Annotated in this window: 23 protein-coding genes; 14 read left to right on the top strand and 9 right to left on the bottom strand. The window is 54.9% G+C overall.

Annotated elements, in window-relative coordinates:
* The 3 genes from IEX86_RS01855 to garD all read left to right on the top strand — a co-directional run.
* The coding region (locus IEX86_RS01855; RefSeq protein ID WP_188864364.1) for a dihydrodipicolinate synthase family protein at nucleotides 1-366 on the top strand (366 nt) is incomplete at its 5' end.
* Nucleotides 367-525: 159 nt separating this feature from the next.
* The gene (locus IEX86_RS01850; RefSeq protein ID WP_188864363.1) at nucleotides 526-822 is read left to right on the top strand and encodes a hypothetical protein; all 297 of its coding nucleotides are present in this window, start codon (nucleotides 526-528) and stop codon (nucleotides 820-822) included.
* 89 nt (nucleotides 823-911) lie between these two features.
* Nucleotides 912-2,468, top strand: coding sequence for a galactarate dehydratase (gene garD, locus IEX86_RS01845; protein ID WP_188864362.1), 1,557 nt, complete (start codon nucleotides 912-914; stop codon nucleotides 2,466-2,468).
* A 177-nt stretch (nucleotides 2,469-2,645) separates the two neighbouring features.
* Here garD and IEX86_RS01840 read toward each other — a convergent pair whose 3' ends face one another.
* From IEX86_RS01840 to gatC, 4 genes are all read right to left on the bottom strand, one after another.
* Complete coding sequence (locus tag IEX86_RS01840) at nucleotides 2,646-3,044, bottom strand: septal ring lytic transglycosylase RlpA family protein (protein ID WP_188864361.1); 399 nt, start codon at nucleotides 3,042-3,044, stop codon at nucleotides 2,646-2,648.
* A gap of 280 nt (nucleotides 3,045-3,324) precedes the next feature.
* Entirely contained in the window at nucleotides 3,325-4,770 is a 1,446-nt protein-coding gene (gene gatB, locus IEX86_RS01835; protein ID WP_188864360.1) for an Asp-tRNA(Asn)/Glu-tRNA(Gln) amidotransferase subunit GatB, read from the bottom strand.
* Between the two features lie 19 nt (nucleotides 4,771-4,789).
* The gene (gene gatA / locus IEX86_RS01830; protein WP_188864359.1) at nucleotides 4,790-6,247 is read right to left on the bottom strand and encodes an Asp-tRNA(Asn)/Glu-tRNA(Gln) amidotransferase subunit GatA; all 1,458 of its coding nucleotides are present in this window, start codon (nucleotides 6,245-6,247) and stop codon (nucleotides 4,790-4,792) included.
* A 14-nt stretch (nucleotides 6,248-6,261) separates the two neighbouring features.
* The gene (gene gatC / locus IEX86_RS01825) at nucleotides 6,262-6,549 is read right to left on the bottom strand and encodes an Asp-tRNA(Asn)/Glu-tRNA(Gln) amidotransferase subunit GatC (RefSeq protein WP_188864358.1); all 288 of its coding nucleotides are present in this window, start codon (nucleotides 6,547-6,549) and stop codon (nucleotides 6,262-6,264) included.
* Between the two features lie 227 nt (nucleotides 6,550-6,776).
* Between gatC and mreB the strand changes: the two genes are divergently transcribed.
* The 8 genes from mreB (at nucleotide 6,777) to tldD (ending at nucleotide 18,057) form a co-directional block, all read left to right on the top strand.
* Entirely contained in the window at nucleotides 6,777-7,814 is a 1,038-nt protein-coding gene (gene mreB, locus IEX86_RS01820) for a rod shape-determining protein MreB (protein ID WP_188864357.1), read from the top strand.
* Between the two features lie 83 nt (nucleotides 7,815-7,897).
* Entirely contained in the window at nucleotides 7,898-8,998 is a 1,101-nt protein-coding gene (gene mreC, locus IEX86_RS01815; protein WP_188864762.1) for a rod shape-determining protein MreC, read from the top strand.
* A complete protein-coding gene (mreD, locus tag IEX86_RS01810; RefSeq protein ID WP_188864356.1) occupies nucleotides 8,998-9,486 on the top strand; it encodes a rod shape-determining protein MreD in 489 nt (162 codons plus the stop codon). Before mreC ends, mreD begins: the two co-directional genes overlap by 1 nt.
* Before the next feature lie 50 nt (nucleotides 9,487-9,536).
* The gene (locus tag IEX86_RS01805) at nucleotides 9,537-10,133 is read left to right on the top strand and encodes a Maf family protein (protein ID WP_188864355.1); all 597 of its coding nucleotides are present in this window, start codon (nucleotides 9,537-9,539) and stop codon (nucleotides 10,131-10,133) included.
* 68 nt (nucleotides 10,134-10,201) lie between these two features.
* On the top strand, nucleotides 10,202-11,659 hold the full coding sequence (rng, locus tag IEX86_RS01800) for a ribonuclease G (RefSeq protein ID WP_188864354.1): 1,458 nt from the start codon (nucleotides 10,202-10,204) through the stop codon (nucleotides 11,657-11,659).
* Nucleotides 11,660-11,677: 18 nt separating this feature from the next.
* Nucleotides 11,678-15,532: a YhdP family protein gene (locus tag IEX86_RS01795; protein WP_188864353.1), complete on the top strand. Its 3,855-nt coding sequence runs from the start codon at nucleotides 11,678-11,680 to the stop codon at nucleotides 15,530-15,532.
* A gap of 104 nt (nucleotides 15,533-15,636) precedes the next feature.
* Nucleotides 15,637-16,482 (top strand): carbon-nitrogen hydrolase family protein, encoded by an 846-nt coding sequence (locus IEX86_RS01790; RefSeq protein ID WP_188864352.1) that lies wholly within the window; start codon nucleotides 15,637-15,639, stop codon nucleotides 16,480-16,482.
* A 132-nt stretch (nucleotides 16,483-16,614) separates the two neighbouring features.
* On the top strand, nucleotides 16,615-18,057 hold the full coding sequence (tldD, locus tag IEX86_RS01785; protein ID WP_188864351.1) for a metalloprotease TldD: 1,443 nt from the start codon (nucleotides 16,615-16,617) through the stop codon (nucleotides 18,055-18,057).
* Nucleotides 18,058-18,079: 22 nt separating this feature from the next.
* Here tldD and yjgA read toward each other — a convergent pair whose 3' ends face one another.
* On the bottom strand, nucleotides 18,080-18,604 hold the full coding sequence (gene yjgA / locus IEX86_RS01780) for a ribosome biogenesis factor YjgA (RefSeq protein WP_188864350.1): 525 nt from the start codon (nucleotides 18,602-18,604) through the stop codon (nucleotides 18,080-18,082).
* 92 nt (nucleotides 18,605-18,696) lie between these two features.
* Here yjgA and pmbA point away from each other — a divergent pair, with 92 nt between their 5' ends.
* The 3 genes from pmbA (at nucleotide 18,697) to IEX86_RS01765 (ending at nucleotide 21,919) form a co-directional block, all read left to right on the top strand.
* Nucleotides 18,697-20,046, top strand: a complete 1,350-nt coding sequence (gene pmbA, locus IEX86_RS01775; RefSeq protein ID WP_188864349.1) for a metalloprotease PmbA — start codon at nucleotides 18,697-18,699, stop codon at nucleotides 20,044-20,046.
* A gap of 294 nt (nucleotides 20,047-20,340) precedes the next feature.
* A complete protein-coding gene (locus tag IEX86_RS01770; protein ID WP_188864348.1) occupies nucleotides 20,341-20,952 on the top strand; it encodes a superoxide dismutase in 612 nt (203 codons plus the stop codon).
* Between the two features lie 85 nt (nucleotides 20,953-21,037).
* Nucleotides 21,038-21,919, top strand: a complete 882-nt coding sequence (locus IEX86_RS01765; protein ID WP_229685230.1) for a ZIP family metal transporter — start codon at nucleotides 21,038-21,040, stop codon at nucleotides 21,917-21,919.
* Nucleotides 21,920-21,929: 10 nt separating this feature from the next.
* Here IEX86_RS01765 and IEX86_RS01760 read toward each other — a convergent pair whose 3' ends face one another.
* The 4 genes from IEX86_RS01760 to hpf are packed head-to-tail and all read right to left on the bottom strand — an operon-like array spanning nucleotide 21,930 to nucleotide 23,878.
* Nucleotides 21,930-22,202 carry an HPr family phosphocarrier protein gene (locus IEX86_RS01760; RefSeq protein WP_188864346.1) on the bottom strand — a complete coding sequence of 91 codons (273 nt, stop codon included), beginning with the start codon at nucleotides 22,200-22,202 and terminating at the stop codon, nucleotides 21,930-21,932.
* A 21-nt stretch (nucleotides 22,203-22,223) separates the two neighbouring features.
* Nucleotides 22,224-23,087 carry an RNase adapter RapZ gene (rapZ, locus tag IEX86_RS01755; protein ID WP_188864345.1) on the bottom strand — a complete coding sequence of 288 codons (864 nt, stop codon included), beginning with the start codon at nucleotides 23,085-23,087 and terminating at the stop codon, nucleotides 22,224-22,226.
* A gap of 1 nt (nucleotide 23,088) precedes the next feature.
* Nucleotides 23,089-23,553 carry a PTS IIA-like nitrogen regulatory protein PtsN gene (gene ptsN / locus IEX86_RS01750; RefSeq protein ID WP_188864344.1) on the bottom strand — a complete coding sequence of 155 codons (465 nt, stop codon included), beginning with the start codon at nucleotides 23,551-23,553 and terminating at the stop codon, nucleotides 23,089-23,091.
* A gap of 16 nt (nucleotides 23,554-23,569) precedes the next feature.
* Nucleotides 23,570-23,878 carry a ribosome hibernation-promoting factor, HPF/YfiA family gene (gene hpf, locus IEX86_RS01745; protein ID WP_010797283.1) on the bottom strand — a complete coding sequence of 103 codons (309 nt, stop codon included), beginning with the start codon at nucleotides 23,876-23,878 and terminating at the stop codon, nucleotides 23,570-23,572.
* Nucleotides 23,879-23,932 lie beyond the last annotated feature (54 nt).

Below are 23,932 nucleotides of genomic sequence, written 5' to 3'. Positions count from 1 at the left end.
CTGGGTGATCGCTTCACCTACCTGGGCGGTCTGCCGACTGCTGAAGTCTACGCAGCGGCCTACAAGGCCCTGGGCGTACCGGTGTACTCCTCGGCAGTGTTCAATTTCATCCCCAAGACGGCCATGGACTTCTACAAGGCCATCGCTGCGGATGACCACGAGACCGTGGGCAAGCTGATCGATGACTTCTTCCTGCCATACCTGGACATCCGCAACCGCTGCTCGGGCTATGCGGTGAGCATCGTCAAGGCGGGTGCGAAAATCGCAGGTTATGACGCTGGTCCGGTACGTGCACCGCTGACTGAGCTCAAGCCTGACGAGTACGAGCGTCTGGCTGCGCTGATCGACAAACTCGGTCCGCAGTAAGCGATCAAACGGCCGACTGGTTTTAGTAGACCAGTCGGCCGTTTTTGCTTTATTGTGTTCTGAAATGATTGCGCTATCATTTGATTATAAGTTAAATGGCGAATCTCTCGCCTCGCCATAAAAAGACGACCCGCGACAAGAATAACGAGTGGGGACATCGTGAATATCAACCGAGCCAATGTTGTATCGCTTGCCGTGTCAGGCACTTCATCGCTTGGTGCTATTGGCATTCGCAAGCCTCGTATTCTGCGCGTTATCAGCCTTTCCAGATGTTTATCTCCAACTATTCCGTTTGCCATGGCCGGCTCCTTTACCAGCGTGCTGGGATCGGCTGACGCTATCCCTCGTTATTGCTCACGTGATGGGAAGGCCATGCAGCGTGTGCAACAAGCGGTGACGACGGCGAATAAGCCCTATGGGCAATACGAATTGAATGGTTGGTTCCGGACAGATTGATCAGACGTTTTACGTTGAATAACAGAACGCGGGCAGAGCATTGCTTTGTTCGCATGCCTTAGCCTGATGAGTATAAGAAGGAGTGAGTCATGCAGTTGATTGAACACCAGGACTCGCCTCGTTACATCCGACTTCATGCTGACGATAACGTCGCAATCGTTGTAAACGAGCAAGGTGTTGCGGCCGGCGGCCAGTTCCCGGACGGTCTTGTGACCGTGGAAGCGGTGCCACAAAGCCATAAGGTAACATTGGTCGATATTCCCGAAGGGGGTGCCGTCCTGCGTTACGGTACGGTGATAGGCTATGCCTTGAAACCTATCCCTCGTGGTTCTTGGGTAAAGGAAGAGCTGCTTAGCCTGCCTTCGCCTCCACCGCTGGATAACCTGCCCCTTGCAACTGATGTGCCGCCCACACAGCCTCCGCTGGATGGCTTCACCTTTGAGGGCTTCAGGAACCCGGATGGCAGTGTTGGTACGCGCAATATTCTTGGGGTGACTACAACGGTTCAGTGCGTAACAGGTGTGCTTGATCATTGTATCGATCGTGCCCGCAAGGAGCTGCTGCCCAAGTATCCCAATGTGGATGATGTGATTGCGTTGACTCACAGTTATGGCTGCGGTGTAGCAATCAATGCGCCTGATGCTGTTGTACCCATTCGTACGCTGCGTAATATCAGTCGTAACCCCAACCTGGGCGGCCAGGCACTCGTCATCAGTCTAGGGTGTGAAAAGCTTCAGGCCAGTCAGATCATGCCGGAAGATGAGCTGCCCTCTAACATTGATGAAGAAGAATGGCTGTTCCGGCTTCAGGACTCGAATACGGGTTTTAGCGGTATGGTCGAGCAGATTCTTAGCATGATCGAGGATCGCCTGAAGGTGCTCAATGAGCGTCGTCGCGAGCCATGTCCGGCTTCCGACCTGGTGGTCGGCATGCAGTGCGGAGGTAGCGATGCCTTTTCAGGGGTAACAGCTAATCCGGCGCTGGGTGTCGCGGCAGATCTACTGGTGCGTGCTGGGGCTGCCGTGATGTTCTCGGAGAACACCGAGGTACGCGATGGCATTCACCTGCTGACGTCCCGTGCGGCTACGCCTGAAGTGGCACAGGCGCTAGTGCGCGAGATGGACTGGTATGATCGATACCTGGACCGTGGCATGGCGGATCGTAGTGCCAACACGACGCCTGGCAACAAGAAAGGTGGCCTGAACAATATCGTGGAAAAAGCCATGGGCTCGATTGCCAAGTCGGGCTCCAGTGCCATTGCGGGCGTCGTATCACCCGGTGAGCGCGTCAAGGGCAAAGGACTTTATTACTGCGCAACACCTGCCAGTGACTTTATCTGCGGTACGCTTCAACTGGCTGCCGGTATGAACCTGCATATCTTTACCACGGGTCGCGGAACGCCTTATGGTCTGGCCATGGTGCCTGTCATCAAGGTAGCAACACGCACCCAGCTGGCCGAGCGCTGGCCGGATCTGATCGACGTAGACGCCGGTCGGGTGACATCGGGCCGAATGACACTGGAAGAGTTGGGTTGGGAGATTTTCCATCTCTACTTGGATGTTGCCAGTGGCCGCAAAAAGACATGGGCTGAACACCACAAGCTGCACAACGATCTGACACTGTTCAATCCGGCTCCAGTGACCTGATGGCTAAGTGAAGTACAAAACAGCGGAGCCTGGTGCTCCGCTGTTTTTTGCCTATCAGGATAAGCCCCTGGTTCGGGACAGCGAATTGAAAAGGCGTCCCTCATGCCAGGACGCTAGCTAGGTATAAGGCAAGCTGACCTCTCGGCTCCAACGCATTACTAGCCCCGTCTAGTCAAATCAGTCCAAGGCTCTGATCTGGACTTTCGCAACGCCATCAGAAATCAAGCCGATTGAACTGGCCGCATTGCGTGACAGATCAATGATCCGTCCACGTACGTGAGGGCCACGGTCATTGATGCGTACGACTGCACGCTTTCCGTTGCTCAGGTTGGTCACCTCGACTCGCGTGCCGAAGGGCAGCGTGCGATGAGCTGCTGTCATCTCCGAAGGATTGTAGCGTTCTCCACTGGCCGTGCGGCGGCCCGCATGGCGTTTGGCGTAATAAGAGGCTAGGCCGGAGCTGTGGTAACCATGAGCGGCGGCCCGCGACATGGGCGAGGAGTAGGGCTCCTGGTTGGCACATCCAGCAAACCCTAGGGTAAGCGATAGAAAAGCAATGCGTAGGCTCCATGACATATCGAAAGCTTCCTGACGGTTTGATATCAGATTGGCTGTATGACTCTCTTGAGATCAAGCCGTTTCGCTGAGATTACGTGCGGAAACACATTCCAAGACTAAGCCAGCATCCAACCCTGAAGGTCGTACAAGCGTGCGCGATTTATAGGCGCAGGCCAGCTTTTTCGCTTAGAAGGCTCGACTGCTTCGCATCGATTAGAAAGGAAAGTGAGGAAAGAAGAGGTAAATACGTGAGCGGTATAGCCATGACGCAAGGCTGCGTCATGGCTATCAGGACGGCTTAACCTTCCAGCTTTTTCTTCAACAATTCGTTGACTTGCTGGGGGTTGGCCTTGCCTTTGGAGGCCTTCATTGCCTGACCTACGAAGAAGCCAAACATCTTGCCGCGTTTGGCTTCATCACTGGCACGATACTGCTCGACTTGAGCTGCATTGGCTGCAAGCACCTCATCTAGCATGGACTCGATAGCGCCCGTGTCAGTGACCTGCTTGAGGCCTTTCTTCTCGATAATTTCATCAGCAGAGCCTTCACCTGCGGCCATCGCCTCGAACACCATTTTTGCGATCTTGCCTGAAATGGTGTTGTCCTTGATGCGCAGGATCATGCCGCCCAGATGCTCGGCAGAAACCGGCGAATCGGCAATATCCAGATCCTGCTTGTTAAGCAGGCTGGACAGGTCGCCCATGACCCAGTTGGCTGCCAGCTTGGCGTCGCCGCTGACTTGCTGGACCTGCTCGAAATAGTCCGCCATTTCACGGCTGGAAGAGAGCACGGTCGCATCGTAGGTAGACAGGCCAAAGTCACGCTCAAAGCGCTCACGCTTCTGCTGCGGTAGCTCTGGCAGCAGGTTGCGGGTCTCCTCGAGAAAACTGTCTTCAATCACCACGGGTAGAAGGTCGGGGTCAGGAAAGTAGCGATAGTCGTTTGCTTCTTCCTTGCTGCGCATAGCCCTTGTGTCATCAAGGTTAGGGTCGTATAGACGCGTTTCCTGAATGACCTTGCCGCCATCCTCAATGAGATCAATCTGGCGTTGAACCTCACGATTGATCGCCTTCTCGATGAAGCGGAACGAGTTAACGTTCTTGATCTCGGCGCGAGTACCAAACTCGGCCTGACCTTTCGGACGAACCGAGACGTTGCAGTCGCAACGCAGTGAGCCCTCGTTCATGTTGCCATCACAGATGCCCAGGTAACGCACGAGTGCATGAATGGCCTTTACGTAGGCAACGGCTTCCTTGGCGCTGCGGATGTCCGGCTCGGAAACGATCTCCAGGAGCGGCGTGCCGGCACGGTTCAGATCGATGCCGGTCATGCCCTGGAAGTCTTCATGCAGGCTCTTGCCGGCGTCTTCTTCCAAGTGCGCACGGGTAATACCGATGCGCTTTACAGTGCCATCGTCCAGCGTAATGTCCAGGTGGCCCTTGCCTACGATGGGAAGCTCCATCTGGCTGATCTGATACCCTTTGGGCAGATCAGGGTAAAAGTAATTCTTGCGCGCAAAGACGTTGCGCTGGCCGATGTGTGCATCGATCGCCAAGCCAAACTTGACGGCCATGCGCACCGCTTCCTGGTTCACCACTGGCAACACACCCGGCATGCCTAGATCGATCAGGCTGGCCTGGGTATTGGGCTCGGCACCAAACGTGGTGGAGCTACCAGAAAATATTTTCGAGTTCGTGGAGAGCTGTGCATGGATTTCCAGCCCGATCACGGTTTCCCATTGCATGTGAGTTGTCCTCTGCCTTCTATTTCAGGAACCCAGTCGGGGCTTTCGTGTGCCAGTCAGTCGCTTTTTGGAACTGGTGGGCAATATTGAGCAGGCGGCCTTCCTGGAAGTAGGGTGCCAGCAGTTGGACGCCAACGGGCAGGCCGTCGACAAAGCCGGCCGGCATGGAAAGACCTGGCACGCCGGCGAGGTTGGCGGTGATGGTGTAGATATCCATCAGGTACTCGGCGACCGGGTCGTTATTTTTCTCGCCCAATTTCCACGCCACGCTGGGCGTCGTCGGGCCGAGAATGACATCAACGTCATTGAAGGCTGCCACGAAATCATTCTTGATCAGGCGGCGGATACGCTGGGCCTTCAAGTAGTAGGCATCGTAGTAACCGGCAGAAAGGGCATAGGTACCGACCATGATTCGGCGGCGGACCTCATCACCAAAGCCTTCAGCACGCGAGCGTTTGTATAGATCCGTCAGGTCTTTCGGATCTTCACAGCGGTAACCAAAGCGTACGCCGTCATAGCGAGACAGGTTGGAAGACGCTTCTGCTGGCGCGATGACATAGTAAGCCGGAATCGCATGCTGCATGTTTGGCAGGCTGATGTCCTTGACGGTCGCGCCCAGTTTCTTCAGCTCGTCAACAGCCTTGAGCGTGAGATCGGCAATGCGAGAATCCAGACCTTCACCAAAGTATTCTTTCGGCAAGCCGATCCGCAGTCCTGCAAGAGGCTTTTCCAGACTGGCCAGATAGTCATCGACCGGCTGGTCTACGCTGGTGGAATCCTTGGGGTCGAAGCCTGCCATTGCCTGCAGGAGCAGGGCGCAGTCTTCAGCATTGCGGGCCAGCATACCGCCTTGGTCAAGACTGGACGCATAGGCAATCATGCCCCAGCGAGACACACGTCCATAGGTAGGCTTGAGGCCGGTCAGGTTGGTTAGCGCAGCTGGCTGACGGATCGAGCCGCCTGTGTCAGTGCCTGTTGCTGCAGGAACCAGGCGTGCGGCAACTGCAGCGGCTGAGCCACCTGAAGATCCACCCGGGATGCGACTGGTGTCCCAAGGGTTCTTGACCGGGCCATAGTGGCTGGATTCGTTGGCCGAGCCCATCGCAAACTCGTCCATGTTCAGCTTGCCCAAGCTTACCACGCCGGCATCGGCCAGTTTCTGAACGACGGTAGCGTTATAGGGCGCGATGAAGTTGTCGAGCATCTTCGAGCCACAGCTGGTGCGAATGCCCTGGGTGCAGAACAGATCCTTGTGCGCGATAGGCGTGCCGAGCAACGCGCCGGTTTCGCCCTGCGCCCGACGCTGATCTGCCGCTTTGGCCTGTTCAATGGCCTGCGCTTCTGTCACGGTGATAAAACTGTTGAGCTCTGGATCAACCTGGGCGATGCGATCCAGCAGCGCGCGGGTCAGTTCCTCGGCAGAGAATTCCTTTGCCGATAGCGCACGGCTGATCTCGGCCAGGGTCAACGTATGCATAGGGGTGTCCTTCATTACTCAATCACCTTGGGCACCAGGAACAGGCCGTTTTCGACCGCTGGGGCGATAGCCTGGTAGGCGTCACGCTGATTGGTTTCGGTAACTTCGTCGGGTCGCAGGCGCTGTACGGCTTCCAGCGGGTGCGCCAAGGGTTCGATATTATCGGTATTGACGGCCTGCATGCGATCAATCAGGCCGAGGATGTCATTCAACGTCCCGGTGGTCCGTTCAATATCGGCATCGTTAAGGCCTAGTCTGGCCAAGTGAGCGATCTTTTCGACGTCGGAGCGTTCGAGCGCCATCGGATTCTCCAGTAATATCGGGGCTTGACCATGGCGAAAGTCATAAATCGAGAGATTTGCACGGTAGGCGGTCAAGCACCGCGTTAAGAAAGGCCTAAGGAGGCCGCAGAAACGAGCAATCTAGCACATCCCCGCCTTGCTCAAAATCCCTGCCGTTGTTAGAGTCTGCCGCAATTTTTCCCACGCGTTTCATCTGCGTGCCTGACGCCACCGCCTAGGGTCACTTCATGTTCAAAAAGTTGCGTGGCATGTTTTCCAGCGATCTGTCGATCGATCTGGGTACAGCCAATACCCTCATTTATGTCCGGGATCGCGGTATTGTCCTTGACGAGCCATCCGTTGTTGCCATCCGTACACATGGCAATCAGAAGAGTGTAGTTGCCGTCGGTACCGACGCCAAACGCATGCTGGGTCGTACGCCTGGCAACATTGCTGCGATCCGGCCGATGAAGGACGGTGTGATTGCAGACTTCAGCGTTTGTGAAAAAATGTTGCAGTACTTCATCAACAAGGTTCACGAGAACAGCTTCCTTCAGCCCAGTCCTCGGGTACTGATTTGTGTGCCCTGCAAGTCAACCCAGGTTGAGCGTCGTGCTATTCGAGAGTCTGCTCTGGGGGCCGGTGCCCGTGAGGTCTTCCTGATCGAAGAGCCCATGGCTGCCGCTATTGGCGCAGGTCTTCCTGTAGAAGAAGCCCGTGGCTCCATGGTTGTGGATATTGGTGGCGGTACCAGCGAGATCGCATTGATTTCCCTGAACGGTGTTGTCTATGCCGAGTCCGTACGCGTGGGCGGTGACCGCTTTGATGAAGCGATCGTGACCTATGTCCGCCGTAACTACGGCAGCCTGATCGGTGAATCCACAGCCGAGCGCATCAAGCAGGAAATCGGTACAGCCTATCCAGGCGGCGAGCTGCGTGAAATTGACGTTCGCGGTCGTAATCTGGCTGAAGGCGTGCCGCGTAGCTTTACGTTGAACTCCAACGAGGTACTGGAGGCACTTCAGGAATCGCTGGCCACTATTGTCCAGGCGGTAAAGAGCTGCCTGGAACAGTCTCCGCCCGAGTTGGCATCGGACATTGCCGAGCGCGGTCTGGTACTGACCGGTGGCGGTGCGCTGCTACGTGACCTGGACAAGCTCCTGGCGCAGGAAACCGGTCTGCCGGTGATCGTGGCGGAAGATCCTTTGACGTGCGTTGCCCGTGGTGGCGGTAAAGCGTTGGAGATGATGGATCGTCACGCTATGGATCTTCTTTCCACCGAATAAGTCGCATGCATGAACACCAAAGTCTGTTCTGCAGGCTTTGGTGTTGTAATGTTTGACGCTTCGAGGACGAGACCATCAAGCGTATATTTTCCAAGGGTCCTTCGCTTGGCGTCCGTCTGCTGGCTCTGGCTGTTTTGTCTGTCAGCCTGATGGTGGTAGATGCCCGCTTCGACTACCTGAAGCCGGTGCGCAGCGAAATGGGTCTGGTGCTTACACCATTTTATTGGGCAGCCGATCTCCCGGTTCGTGCCTGGCAAGCCGTGCGCGATCAGTTTTCCAGCCGTACTGAAATCATGGCCGAAAATGAGCGGCTCAAGGCTGAGGCGCTTCTCATGCAGCGTCGTCTGCAAAAGCTGGCTGCCCTAACTGAGCAAAACGTCCGCCTGCGGGAGTTGCTTAATTCCGCCGCGCTGGTAGATGACAAGGTACTGGTCAGTGAACTGATCGGCGTAGACCCAAATCCCTTTACTCACCGTATTCTGATCGACAAAGGCGCCAAGGATGGGGTGTTTATCGGCCAGCCAGTATTGGATGCCAGTGGATTGATGGGGCAGGTCGTTGAGGTCATGCCTTATGCTGCCCGAGTCCTGCTGTTGACGGATGTCACCCATAGCATACCTGTTCAGGTCAACCGTAACGGCCTGCGTGCCATTGCTATGGGAACCGGCAACCCTGAACGTCTTGAGCTACGCCATGTAGCCGATACCGCTGATATCAAGGAAGGCGATCTGTTGGTCAGCTCCGGCCTGGGCCAGCGCTTCCCGGCAGGTTATCCGGTTGCAACTGTGACCGAGGTGGTTCACGACTCAGGACAGCCGTTCGCCATTGTACGAGCGGTACCCACCGCCAAATTGAACCGCAGTCGTTATGTGCTTCTGGTCTTCAGTGATCCGCGTACGCCTGAAGAGCGGGCTTATGATGCCGCTCGCGCTCAGGAAGAGGCGGATCGCAAGGTCTCCGAAGAGCAGGGTGCAACGCCAACTGCAACACCGCCTGCCCAAGGGGGTAATCCCGCTCAGCCAGCTAATGGTAGCAAGCCCCCTGCGGCCAATGCCGCGACTCCGGCAACGCAACCAGCCAAACCTGCGGCTCAACCTGCAAAGCCTGCAGCCAAGCCGCAGGCTAGCCATGCACCCGCCGCCGCACCTGCTACTCCGGTGCAACGCAACCAGGAGGCTCGTTAATGGCCTTGCGGATTGGCCATAACGGCTGGGTTATCTGGCTGACTCTGTTGTTGGGATTGTTACTTTCGGTTGCCCCGATGCCCGACTTTATGGAGATCGGGCGCCCCTTATGGCTGTCTATGTTCCTGACGTTCTGGACACTGGCTCTGCCCCATCGGGTGGGCTTAAGTACAGCCTGGGTCTTTGGACTGGCAGAGGACGTGCTGTATGGCAATCTGCTTGGGCAGAATGCCCTGATCCTGAGTCTGGTCGTCTTTCTGGTGCAGTCGCTACAGCAGCGGCTTCGCGTGTTTCCCATCTGGCAACAGGGCTTCGTCCTGCTGGTTGTTTACGGCATCTCACAGCTGGTTCAGCTCTGGCTGAATACATTGACCGGTAATCGTCCGCCTACCCTGGTATTTCTTGCGCCATCCCTGGTCAGCGCCTTGCTCTGGCCTTGGGTGTATCTTGTGCTGCGTGATTTGCGAACGCGTTTCAATGTAAGTTGACGTGGCGTCAGCGGCTGATCTGCTGACGTGAGCGTTTCAAGGAGCTTTCTATGCCACGTCTGTATCTTGCTTCTGGATCTCCACGCCGCCGCGAGCTGCTTGAGCAGATCGGTGTACCGTTTGAGCGGTTATCAGCCGAAATCGATGAAACCGTGCTACCTGGAGAGACGCCTGATGCCTATGTCGAGCGACTTGCCAGGAGCAAGGCGCGTGCGGGTCTGGCCCTTTTATCGGGCAATACACCCGATTGTGTCCTGGGTGCAGACACCAGTGTAGTGATGGATGGGCATATCCTGGGCAAGCCGGAAAGTCGTGAGCATGGCCTGAGTATGCTGGCTCGCCTGAGCGGTAAGACCCATGTGGTTCTAACTGCGGTAGCTGTGGCCAATACAGATCTGTGCCTGGCTCGTGTTGTATCGAGCGAAGTGACTTTCAGGCCCATCAGTGAATCCGAGCGTCAAGCCTATTGGGAGAGTGGAGAGCCGGTCGACAAGGCAGGTGGTTACGGCATTCAGGGGCTGGGTGCTGTCTTTGTACAAAGTATAACGGGAAGCTACAGCGCCATTGTCGGACTCCCTCTTTGTGAAACGGCGGAGCTGCTATCCACCTTTGCCATACCGTGTTGGCAACCCAATGCTGCTCTTTAAAAAGGTTAATACCCTAGACGGCGCCGATACCGATAAGCTGCAAGACACCTCGAATAATGGATAAGTCTATGAGCGAAGAAATCTTGATCAACATCACCCCGATGGAGTCTCGGGTGGCGGTTGTTGAAAACGGCGTGCTGCAAGAGGTTCATATCGAACGCACATTGCGCCGTGGCATTGTAGGCAATCTGTACCAGGGCAAGGTTGTCAGGGTCCTGCCTGGAATGCAGGCTGCTTTCGTGGATATTGGGCTGGCTAGAGCCGCCTTTATTCATGCTGCCGAGATTTCTAACCGTGAAGGCAGTGCTGTTGAAAGCATCAGTGCTCTGGTTCATGAGGGCCAGAGCCTGGTCGTTCAGGTTACCAAGGACCCCATTGGAACCAAAGGCGCACGGCTGACAACACACCTTTCGATTCCCTCGCGCTACTTGGTCTACATGCCCAAGACCCGGCATGTGGGGATCTCGCTGAAGATCGAAGAAGAGGCCGAGCGTGAGCGGCTGAAAAGTATCGTCGAAAAGTGCATTGCCAATGAGTGCATCGAGGAAACCGGTGGTTTCATTCTTCGAACAGCAGCAGAAGGCGCGCGCGAGGATGAAATCAAGGCAGATATTCGCTATCTGCGGCGGCTATGGGCTCAGATTTATTCTCAAATGAATAAGGTGCCTGCGCCTACGACGATCTATGAGGATCTTGATCTTCCCTTACGGACGTTGCGCGACTTGGTAGGCCCCCGTAGCGAAAAGATTCGCGTAGATTCGCGCGAGAATTTCCAGCGGATTGGCCAGTTCGTTTCTGAGTTGATGCCTGAGGTCTCCGATCGTCTGGAGCACTATCCTGGCGAGCGCCCGATCTTCGACCTGTATGGCGTTGAAGATGAAATCCAGAAAGCGCTGGAGCGAAAGGTCATGCTCAAGTCAGGCGGGTATCTGATTATTGATCAGACCGAAGCGATGACCACTATCGATGTGAATACAGGCGCTTTTGTCGGGCACCGAAACCTTGAGGAGACTATCTTCAAGACCAATCTCGAGGCTGCTACGGCAATCGCCCGACAGCTACGGCTGCGCAATCTGGGCGGCATCATCATCATCGACTTCATCGACATGGAAGATGAAGAGCATCAGCGCCAAGTGCTTCGCAATCTGGAGAAGCAGCTGGAGCGTGATCACGCCAAAACCAACATCATTGGTATTACTGAGCTTGGTCTTGTGCAGATGACACGCAAGCGTACGCGCGAAAGTCTGTCACAGGTCCTGTGCGAGCCCTGTCCGGCCTGCCAAGGGCGCGGCATGCTGCGGACGGCTGAAACTATCTGCTACGAAATCTTCCGGGAAATACTACGCGAAGCACGCGCCTACCAGGCAAACTCATATCTAGTATTGGCCAATCAGAAGGTGGTAGACCGTCTTCTTGATGAGGAGTCAGGTAATGTGGCAGACCTGGAGGCTTTCATCGGTTGCACGATCAAGTTTCAGGTCGAGCCTATGTATTCCCAGGAGCAATACGATGTTGTACTGCTGTAAGCCGCTGAGCACAGGCTGATGGGAGGGGCGGGCCGCTTCATCGGGACACTCCTGCGCATTGGTTTCGGTCTTTGTGCTCTGACCCTGATCCTGCTGGCGTTATACGTCAGCTTAGGGCGTCAGCTCGTCCCAGGTGTGGCCGAGTACAGAGCCGAAGTTGAAGCGCGCCTGAGTGATGCCTTGAAGCAGCCTGTACGCTTGGGTGCGCTAAAGGGCGGTTGGCAAGGGCTCAACCCTGTTATTGACCTGCAGGACCTTGAGGTGGGTGAAGGACGGCAGCCCTTGCATCTGGAGCGAATCAGGGTCGTGCCGGATGTACTCCGAAGCCTTTTACACTGGCAGCCAAGGCTGGATTATGCCAGCCTGGACGGTGTGCGCCTTGAGCTAATAGAGGAAGCCGATGGTCGCTGGCGTATTACGGGGCTCCCCCAGGGAGAGGACGAGCAAAAGCCTTTTGATCCCGCTCTGCTCCTCAAGTGGTTACCATCGCTTGGGCGGCTGTCGGTGCTTAATGGACAGCTCAGCATTCTGTCCCATGAGGGAAAGGTTTTCACCCTGCGTTATGTCGAAGCAACGCTAACTACACGGTCTAAGGGGCATGTCCGTCTCGATGGACGTTTGAGTCTGCCTGATGGGCAGCCTCTGGCCCTTGATGTCCAGGGTCAGGTCAATTTGGCTCATTGGCAAGACAGCCAGTTCAAGAGTTATCTAAGCCTGCCTCAAACAGACTGGTCGCAGTGGATACCCCGTTCTCTGACCCGGCAATGGCAATTGCATGAGCTGCATGCAGGGGGGGAGGTTTGGCTTGATTGGGCTCATGGCGAGCCTGGAAATGCAGCCTTGCGACTCAATGCTTCTCGACTGGTCGCTTCGTATGGATCACGGGCTCCTGCCGGGCTTGATGATCTCGCCTTGAATTTGGCATTTACCCGTGAAAAGAATGGCTGGCGCGCCGTTGGTTCTGATCTGGCTGTAAGCCTTGGCGACAGACGCTGGAATGGCGTGACGTTAGCTGTTCAGCGTGACGATGCAGCAGATCGCTGGCAAGTGCGTGCCGATCGGCTTGATCTGGCACCGCTGACGGCAGCCGCACAGGCGCTTGCGCCATTACCTGAAAACATGGCGTCAGCTGTTTCGGCGCTAAGTCCTCATGGCGCACTGCGTAATGTGTTGTTGGAGTACCAGCCTCAAAAAGATCCCGCTGAGCGCCTGTCTTTTGCCGCCAACCTGGAGAAGGTAGGTTTCTCGGCCTACCACGGTGCACCGGCTGTAGAAAATGTCAGTGGCAGTACGAGTGGGGGGTTAGAAGGGGGGGAATTAAAGCTGGATAGCACCAACTTTTCGCTGCACCTGCCCACGCTGTTTCCCGAGCCCTGGCAATACCGGACGGCTCGTGCACGTCTGAATTGGTCCTTGAGTGATGACAGTTTTACCTTGTCGAGCCCGCTGATGCGGGTGTCTGGCGAGGAGGGTGATGCCTCGGGCGATATGTTTATCCGGCTGGCGCGTAAACCGGGCATTGAAAGCTATATGGACTTGCGGGTGGGGCTGCGCAATGGTGATGCGCGTTATACCGCAAAGTATCTGCCTACCCGAACGCCAAACATGAGTGGCCCTCTGGCCGACTGGCTCAAGACCGCAATCAAGAGTGGTTATATTGAGGAGGGCATCTATCAGTACCAGGGTTCCTTAATGCATGATGCCCCGCCCGGGGCACGAACCATGAGTCTGTTCTTTCGTGTGCATGATGTGCAGTTGGCCTATCAACCGGGTTGGCCAGACCTGCATGAGGCCAGCGGTAATATTTTTATCGAGGATGATGCTGTCCGGATCCAAGTACCACAGGGGCAGATCCTGGATACCCAGGTCAGTAACGCGGACATTAGCATTCCGCTTCGGCACGATGGCAGCACTGTTCACCTTTATTTGAAAGGCGAGTTGGACAGCAGTGTAAAGGACGGTCTCAAGATTCTGCAGGAGACACCCTTGCCAACGGCCGAGGTATTTAAAGGTTGGCGAGGCGAAGGGGCTCTCAAGGGCTCGCTTGATCTGGACCTGCCTTTTGATCACGAGCTAACACCTAAAGTAATCATAGATTTTGTGGCTAATGGCGCGCGCCTGCAATTGGCGAACCCTGCGTTGGACGTTACGAATATCCGAGGTGCTTTTCGGTATGACACGACACGCGGTCTAAGCGCGCCCGATATCAAGGCCCAGGTATTAGGGAGCCAGGCGCACGGTAAAGCATTTGCAGAAGGCAATTCATCTGATCCCAAGACTCGCCTTGTTGCAGAGGGAAAGGTTGCGCTTACCCAGCTAACTCAATGGCTTGGGGTTGGAAATCGCCCTTTGCCGGCTTCAGGGGATATTCCCTACCGCCTGAGCCTGACACTGGCGAACAATGCAAGTGAGATCGTTGTGGCCTCGAACCTTCAAGGCGTAGCCATTGATTTGCCTGCGCCGTTTGGCAAGGACGCACAGTCTGCTCACGATGGCTTCTTCAGCATGACGCTCGACGGGCCGGAGCGCCGTTATGAAGCAACGTACCAAGGCTTGGCCGATGCAGTCATTGCCGCTCCGCTCAATCGGTTGAATGAGGCGCGAGGGGAAGTCGTGTTAGGGGATGGTACCGCTAATCTCCCGGCCGGTCAGGGCATCCGTGTACGCGGTACGCTTGAGCGCCTTGTGCTGGATGAGTGGCAGGCAACCATCGAAAAGTACGTGATGCCTGAAAAAAACTCGACTGAGCGTCCCGGCGAGGGGGCCGCTGCGTCTGGCCCCATGCTCTCGATGCTTGCTGGCGGGCAACTCAGCGTGGGCCGTTTCGAGGGGCTCGGTCAAACAGTTGATAATCTCAGCGCTCAGTTTGAACCGCAGGGTAATGCCTGGACGCTAATGCTCGATAGTTCAGTCATCGCGGGGAAGGTTAGATTGCCTGATGACCGCAAGACGCCTATTACGCTTGCACTCACACATCTGGATTTTCCCAGCCACGCTGCTCCAGCAGGAGGGGCAAAGCCTGTCGAGAGTCCCGACCCCCTGGCCGATGTCGACCCACATGTCCTGCCTGCAATGGACGTTTCCATCGATACGCTTTCATTAGGAGGCGAACCTGTTGGCGCTCAGCGTCTCAAAATTAGACCCACTGCGGCAGGTGTGCGCTTTTCAGATCTGAATCTCTATCTGAAAGGGTTGAAGGTTGAGGGTGCGATGGACTGGGAAGGATTGCCGGGCGCTACGCGAACGCGGTATAGCGGTCGTCTTTCAGGGGATAACGTAGCGGACGTACTACTGGCCTGGAAACTTGCGTCCAGTGTGACCAGTCGCGCGTTTCGTCTCGATGCCAATGTCAACTGGCCGGGATCGCCTGCCTGGGCAGGATTGAATCGTCTATCCGGCACGCTGGATGCCAGCCTGCGTGACGGGCAGCTGCGTCAGGTCGAAGGTTCCGCATCAGCGCTCAGGGTTTTTGGACTGCTTAATTTCGAGGCCATACGGCGGCGGTTGCGGCTGGACTTTTCCGACATTTTTGGGCGAGGCTTGAGTTACGATACGATCAGTGGATTACTGGATGCACAAAATGGCGTCTTTCTGACGCGAAAGCCCATCGTTATGGATGGTCCGTCCACGGATATGCAGCTGCAAGGGACACTGGACCTGGCGCATGATCAAGTCGATGCCCGTTTACAAGTTGGACTGCCCCTGACCAACTCCTTGCCTATCGCTGCTCTCATTGTCGGCGCCCCTGCTATAGGAGGAGCCTTATTCATTGTCGATCGTCTGATCGGTGACAGAGTAACCCGGATGGCCAGTGTGAATTACCACATCCATGGTCCGTGGCAAAATCCGCAAATAACCTTGGGTAAGAAGTGAAGCAGTGTGTAGCGTGCTACCTGCCATCTTGCCACGAAAGAGGACGCCAGTTGAGCAAAAGCGGGCTCTTTACGTAGCATAGGCAGATCCATACGGGGTGGGCTATGACGTTTGCAGTGATCCAAATGGTCAGCCAGGACGACGTCCAGGCCAATCTTGTTACGGCGTATCGCCTACTTGAGCAAGCAGCAAGTAAAGGTGCGAAACTGGTTGTCCTGCCTGAAAATTTTGTTGCGATAGGTCATGTTAACCCTGCTGCGCTTGGCCAGGCAGAGGCCCTTGGAACCGGTCCTGTTCTCCTGTGGCTAAGCCGTTCCGCTCAAGCGCTGGGGCTCTGGATCGTAGCCGGAACCATCCCATTGCCACCAGACGACCAACCCCATGCCAAGCCAAGGGCGTGCTGCCTGGTGATCAGCGATAAAGGGGAGCGAGTAGCCCGTTACGACAAGCTGCACCTCTTCAATGCCGATGTGGATGATCGACAGGGCAGTTATCGGGAAGGTGACCATTACGCAGCAGGTCAGGACATTGTGGTTGTGGATACTCCGGTCGGGCGACTTGGTTTGACGGTCTGCTATGACCTGCGCTTTCCTGAGTTGTACACCGCGTTACGGGAAGCAGGTGCCGAGCTGATCGCTGCTCCTTCAGCATTTACTGCCATTACGGGAGAGGCGCATTGGGATATTCTGATACGCGCCCGGGCTATCGAAACCCAGTGCTATATTCTGGCTGCAGCACAGGGAGGGCTACATCCACGAGGCCGAGAGACCTGGGGTCATTCCGCTATCATCGATCCTTGGGGGCGTATACTTGAAGAATCGTCCACGGGAGAAGCTGTCATAGTTGGACAGCGTGATACTGTTCAACAACAAGAGTTACGCAAACGAATGCCGATCACTCAACACCGTCGCTTTGGTTTTACAACGCTGCCGTTGCCAGGTGCCAGTTGACTCCAATCGACCTGATTGGGCATTTCCATTAAGCACAACGCGCAAGACGCGCTAAGGTCAATAAAGAAGATCTGTATTGTTTCAATGCGTTGTGCGCGCCTTGCATAAGACCTTTCGGCTATTGGAGTAAGCATGAGCCAATACCTGACCTCTGTCAGTCAACACCTTCTTAATCCGGGCGGGCTTGAAATCGATAGCCTGCCAGCGGTTCTCCATCAATTGGCGGGAGCAGGGATCGATGCCGCCGATCTGTATTTTCAAAGCATGATTTCCGAGTCCTGGCTGCTTGAAGACGGTATCGTCAAGGAAGGCGGTTTTCATATGGACCAGGGCGTCGGTGTCCGCGCTCAATCAGGCGAAAAGACCGGGTTCGCATACAGCAATGCGATTACCCTGGACGCTTTGAGTCAGGCAGCCCAGGCGGCACGGTCCATCTCGCGTAGTGGAGAGAATGGAAAGGTTCAGGTATTTACCCGAATCGAGCCGACGCGTCTTTATCCCAATGAGAATCCATTGGATGTGTTGAGTCGAGCGGAAAAAGTCGAGCTGCTCAAAAATATTGACGTGGCCACGCGAGCGCTAGACCCCCGGATTCAACAGGTTACAGTTAGCCTTTCCGGTGTCTGGGAGCAGGTACTGGTTGCCGCCAATGACGGGACGCTGGCCGCAGATGTGCGACCGCTGGTGCGCTTCAACGTTAATGTCGTGGTCGAGCAAAATGGCCGTCGCGAGCGGGGCAACAACGGCGGCGGTGGCCGTACTGATTACCGCTACTTCCTGCGCGAAGATCGCGCCATGAGTTATGCGCGGGAAGCGGTGCGGCAGGCGTTGGTCAATCTTGAAGCTGTTGCCGCTCCTGCAGGTACGCTGCCGGTTGTGCTCGGCTCGGGCTGGTCTGGCGTACTGTTGCATGAAGCCGTGGGTCACGGCCTTGAAGGCGACTTCAACCGCAAAGGCAGTTCAGCGTATAGCGGACGTATGAATGAGCGTGTGGCGTCATCGCTCTGCACGATTGTCGATGACGGCACTATTCCTGATCGGCGTGGTTCAGTATCGGTTGACGATGAAGGCACGCCAGGGGCTTACAATGTGCTGATTGAAAACGGCATTTTGAAAGGCTACATGCAAGACAAACTCAATGCCCGGCTTATGGGAGTGGCGCGTACCGGTAATGGTCGCCGTGAGTCCTATGCCCATCTGCCTATGCCCCGTATGACCAATACATATATGTTGGCAGGTGAAAGCGATCCGGCCGAAATCATTGCCTCGGTTGAACATGGCTTGTATTGCGCAAGCCTGGGGGGCGGCCAAGTCGATATCACAAGCGGTAAATTCGTATTTACAACCAATGAGGCTTACCTGATCGAAAACGGTAAGGTGACTCGACCGGTAAAGGGCGCCACGCTGATTGGGAACGGTCCGGAGGTTATGACGCAGGTATCAATGGTCGGTAATGACCTGTCACTGGATAACGGCGTCGGAACGTGTGGCAAGGAGGGCCAGTCGGTTCCGGTTGGCGTAGGCCAGCCGACGCTGAAGATCGATGCCATTACTGTGGGAGGAACGGGCGCCTAAGGGGCTGGGCAAGGGCCGCGTATTAACGCAGGCCCCGCTTGGTATCATCCAGTTCACGAATGTACTTGAACAATTTACGTGCCGCTGACGGCGGCTTGTTATGAGCCTGCTCGTGCTGGGCATGGCGAATCAACTGGCGCAGGTGCTGACGATCGGCGTCCGGATAGTCTTCAACAAAAGACTGCAGGGCCTCATCGTTACCACCTAACAGACGATCCCTCCAGCGCTCAAGGGCGTGAAAGCGTTCGTTGTACTGGCGGGTTGAAGAGTCGACCTGCTCGATCATGGCCATAATCGCGTCGAGGTCCTGGTCACGCATGAGCTTACCCAAGTACTGGGTGTGCCGCTTCTTGGCGACATTAGCCTTGTGCTTGGGAGCTTCTGCCAGGGCACGCCGTAGGGGTTCTGTCAGGGGCAGGCGGTCTAGCAGATCAGGGCTCATTCCGGCGAGACGCTCGCCGAGGTCCTGCAGGGCATGCAGTTCGCGCTTGACCTGCGATTTGCTCTTCTCTCCGGAGAAGGAGTCATCGTCAAGAAAATCAGACATGAGGGTGGTCCATAACTAAAGGGCGCCATCATAACGAGTTGAAGGTCGGTTGTCCGGTCCGCCGGGCTGCCAACGCTGTATAGGAGAGAAGCATGAATCAATCCGTGGAAGCTGTCGGCCCGGCTGCCTTGCCTGCCTTACGTGAGCAGGTCGAGCGAATCCTGGCAGAGGCACGTCAGCAGGGCGCCACTGCTTGCGAGGTCTCCGTATCCGTTGAACAGGGATTGTCTACCACTGTTCGCAAGGGAGAGGTCGAAACAGTCGAATTCAATCGTGACGAAGGGTTTGGTATCACGTTGTATGTAGGGCACCGTAAGGGGTCAGCCAGCACGTCTGCTACAGGTGAAAATGCCATTCGTGAAACGGTAGCCGCTGCGCTGGCTATTGCCCAGCATGCTTCCGAAGATGAGTATTCAGGCTTGGCTGATCCGGAAAAAATGGCCAAGGATCTGCCTGATCTTGATCTTTTCCACCCCTGGGGAATTACCCCTGACGAGGCAATCGAAAAAGCACTCCTTTGTGAATCAGCGGCTTTTGCAGCCAATCCCAAAATTACCAATGCCGATGGTACAAGTCTCAATACCCATCAGGGGTGCCGCATCTATGGCAACAGCCACGGTTTCATAGGGGGTTATGCCAGCAGTCGTCACAGCCTCAGCTGCGTTATGATCGCGGAAAGCAACGGTCATATGCAGCGTGATTATTTCTATGATGTCAATCGCGTAGCTGAGGAGCTTATGGATCCGGCCTATATTGGCCAGCGCGCAGCCGAGCGTACGGTAAGTCGCTTGGGCGCTCGGCCGGTTCCAACTGCTCAGGTTCCCATATTATTTGCACCGGAACTGGCCTCGGGTCTGTTCAGTAATTTTCTAGCAGCAATTTCTGGCAGCAATCTCTATCGAAAGACTACTTTTCTAGAAGGTGCGCTAGGTCAGCAGCTCTTTCCTGAATGGTTATCGATCGATGAGCGACCACTGATTCCTCGAGCGCTGGGTAGTGCATCCTTTGACAGCGAAGGTCTGGCAACCTATGCCAAACCCTTTATCGATAAGGGCGAGCTGGTCTCGTATTTGTTAAGTACCTATTCTGCTCGCAAGTTAGGGATGCAAAGCACGGCCAATGCTGGCGGTGTACATAATCTTTTCATCAGCCATGGCAGTGATGATCAAGCTGCTTTGATCCGTCGCATGGGGAAAGGATTGTTGGTGACGGAGCTGATGGGGCAGGGGATTAATCTGGTAACAGGTGATTACTCAAGAGGCGCTGCCGGCTATTGGGTTGAGAATGGCGAAATTCAGTTTCCGGTACAGGAAGTAACTATTGCAGGCCGCCTTCAAGATATGTTCCGCAACATCGTTGCGGTTGGCGCAGACGTAGATCGTCGTGGCGGTATTCGAACCGGATCGGTGCTGATTGAGTCGATGACTCTGGCCGGGCGTTAATTCTGCTCTGTTACGCCTGTTCGCTAATGAGTCCTAGCAGGCAGGCGTAAAACATTGCTTTCGTTTGTCGAATCTTTTAGATATGTTGTTGATAAAGAATCTCATTTCTTATGCGGTTCAGTTGTATATGGGTAATACAGTCTTTAATTCTGTTCAGATAACCCATACCTAATAGTATCAGCGGCGCTAAAAATCTTGGCGCGCCTTCACTCAGCAGTAAACAAGTGAACGTTCGAGCAATACGGGCCTGTCATTTGGCAGGCGGTAGTTATCCTCACATCAGGAGACGACATCATGCCTCATACGCTTCCAGCTTTACCCTATGCCTACGATGCATTGGAACCTCACATCGATGCGCAAACGATGGAGATTCACCATACCAAGCACCACCAGACTTATATCAATAACCTGAATGCTGCACTCGAAGGTACAGGTCTTGAGTCATTGCCTGTAGAAGAGCTGCTGACCCAGTTGGACAAGGTGCCTCAGGACAAGCGTGGCGTTGTCGTAAACAACGGCGGCGGGCATGCTAACCACTCTCTGTTCTGGACAGTCATGACCCCCCAGGGTGGTGGTAACCCAGAAGGCGAATTGGCTCAGGCTATCGACTCCCAGCTAGGCGGGATGGATGCATTCAAGGAGGCCTTTACCAAGGCAGCAGTATCTCGCTTTGGTAGCGGTTGGGCGTGGTTGAGCGTTACACCCGAGAAGAAGCTTGTGGTTGAAAGCACGCTTAACCAGGACAGCCCTATCATGAATGGCAATACGCCCATTCTGGGGCTGGATGTATGGGAGCACGCTTACTACTTGCGTTACCAGAACCGTCGCCCTGAGTACATTGGCGCTTTCTACAATGTGGTCAACTGGCCTGAAGTGGCTCGCCGCTATCAGGCAGCTATGGCCTAATAGGGTTCAAGCATTGTGATCTGCGCGGTGTAAGCATTTTCTTGCACCGCGCCGTCAATCCGTCTTTCTTCGCCTAAGCAGGTCTATGCGTTCGATACAGGCGTTTTTATCAAGTTGCCGCGGGTTGACGTTATGCATCGTCTTTGTCTGTATTGGAGTCACTTTCCTTCAGTTTGACGCACTACAGACTCTATTTCAGAAGCCGACCATGCAGAGCGCTCTAAAGGGCGGCATGCTTTGCGCGCTAGGTACTGCGCTCGGTGCGCTACCTGTTCTTGCGCTTTCCCATATTTCTGAGCGTCTTTCCAATACTATGCTGGGCTTTGGTGCAGGCGTAATGCTTGCGGCTACTGCCTTTTCGCTTTTATTGCCTGCCTTGGATGCTGGGGGCTCGTTAGGCTATTCCAAGTGGGGGAGTGGAGCTGTAGTCAGTTGTGGAATTCTGCTAGGGGTGATTGGCATGCTAGGGCTCGAGCGCGTCATGCCAGAGCAGCGACTGGAGCAGTACGATTCAATTTCCGCAGTAGAGCCGCGTATTCTATTGTTTGTCGCAGCTATTATCCTTCATAACATTCCTGAGGGAATGGCTGTTGGCGTGGCTGCAGGTGGGGGAGTTGAGGGCGCAGATAGCTTGGCGCTTGGCATTGCCTTGCAGGACTTCCCAGAGGGAATGGTCATTGCGTTGGTCCTGGCGGGTGCAGGTGTAAATCGTTACAAAGCAGTAGCTATTGGCGCAGCCTCTGGATTGGTTGAGCCGCTTTTTGCAGTTATCAGTGCCTGGTTGGTAGATTTCAGCCAAGTCATGCTGCCGTGGGGATTATCACTGGCCGCTGGTGCGATGCTGTTTGCTGTAACCCACGAAGTCATTCCTGAGGCACATCTTAAGAAAGGTCACCGCAGCGCTGCTACCATGGGGCTTGCCATTGGTTTTTGCCTGATGATGGTGATGGATACAGCGCTAGGGTAGGAAAAGGCGATTACTCGCCTTCGTCGAAGCGGTCGTTGATTAGCTTGATTAGCGCTTGCAAGGCTTCTTCGCTCTGTTCGCCTTCCGTTGCCAGGTGAAGCATCGTGCCTTTGCCAGCAGCCAGCATCATGACAGACATGATGCTTTTTCCATCGATTGTGCTTTCAGCACTTCTACCGACTTTGACTTCGCACGGAAAGCGCCCAGCCACACCGACGAACTTAGCAGCTGCGCGTGCATGCAGCCCTAGCTTATTGATGATGGTAATTTCTTGGGCGGGCATTACGTTAAGTGTCCTTAATGACTATTGCCCAGGTAGATCGCGATGACGAATCTGGACTTTCTTCAATTTTGATTTTAGGGCTGCTCCCAGTCGCTGGGCTAAGTAAACCGAGCGGTGGTGACCTCCGGTGCAACCAATCGCGACTGTTACATAGGAGCGATTGTTGGCAGCGAAGTTAGGCAACCATTTAGACAGATAATTATAAATGTCTTGGTAGAGCTCTTCGACCTCGGATTGCTCCTCCAAGTACTCGATCACAGGTTGATCAAGGCCTGATAGCTCCCTGAGCTCTGCTTTCCAGTAAGGATTAGGTAGAAAGCGGATATCAAACACCATGTCTGCATCGACGGGTAAGCCCCGCTTGAAACCAAACGACTCGATCAGAAATGCAGTGCCAGGCTCTGGTGCATTAAGCAGGCGCAGCTTAACAATATCCTTGAGCTGGTAAAGATTTAGATGAGTGGTATCGATTTTGAGGTCAGCCAGATCCGCAATAGGCATTAAAAGCTGCCGCTCATCCTCAATGGCCTCAGCCAGGGAACGGTATTCACTGGTAAGCGGGTGACGACGACGGGTTTCCGAGAATCGCTTGAGCAGTGTCTGGTCATCTGCGTCCAGATACAGCACATCGCACCGGATATGACGTGATCTAACCTGCTCGAGCAATTCAGGAAAGCGCTGCAGTTGGCTAGGCAAATTGCGAGCATCAATAGACAAGGCTATCTGCGACTGTGTCCCCTCGGACTCGGTCAGGGCGCGCTCGGACAGATCCGGCAAAAGGCCTGCAGGTAGATTATCGATACAATAAAAGCCGTTATCTTCAAGCACATTTAATGCTGTGCTTTTGCCGGATCCGGAGCGTCCACTGACGATAATCAGATGCATGTTAATGACCGCTTTGAGCGTCGATAACTATTTGATAGAGCCCAGCACTGGTAGTTGCATGACGCAGGCGATCCCGGATCTCAGCTTTATCCAGCATGGCAGCAATCTGACGTAGCAACTCCAGATGCTGTTCAGTAGCGGCTTCGGGTACCAACAGAACAAAAATCAGGTCTACCGGCGCTCCGTCCAATGAATCAAAATCGACTGGAGTTTGTAGATGACACAAAACGCTGATGGGCTCTTTAGAGCCACTCAGGCGGCAGTGGGGAATAGCTATTCCATTGCCAAAGCCTGTCGACCCTAGCTTTTCTCGAGCCATCAGGCTTTCAAAAATCGAGTGAGCGTCATGCCCTGGCAGGTCAAGCACAGCAATTTCAGCAATCTGCTGAAGCACGCTTTCTTTGCTGACGCCTGGCACGTTCACGTGTGAACGGCCAGGGGTCAGAATGGTTTCTAATCGAATCATAGGGTGATGTTAAGTCTCAACGGACGCCCAACCCTTGCTGCCTCTCGAGCTGTTTCTCTTTGTGCTTGATCAACTGGCGATCGAGTTTATCGGTGAGGAGGTCGATGGCTGCGTACATGTCTTCATGTTCGGCATTTGCAACGACCGACGCACCTGCGACGTGCAGGGTGGCTTCAACTTTCTGTTTCAGTTTGTCGACCTGCATGATTACCTGAGCACTGGTAATGCGATCGAAGTGGCGTTCAAGTCGGGCGAGCTTTTCTCCAACGTAGCTGCGAAGGGAGTCGGTAACATCCAGTTGATGCCCACTGATGTTAACTTGCATACCGCGTTCTCCTTATTGCCGTGGTGTAACAGGCAGGCGTTAGGCCTGCCAAAG

The sequence above is a fragment of the Pseudomonas asuensis genome (assembly GCF_014646755.1).
GTDB classification, from domain to species: Bacteria; Pseudomonadota; Gammaproteobacteria; order Pseudomonadales; family Pseudomonadaceae; genus Chryseomonas; species Chryseomonas asuensis.
The sequence above is the reverse complement of the archived record's forward strand: the minus strand, read 5'-3'. Positions and strand labels throughout refer to the sequence as shown.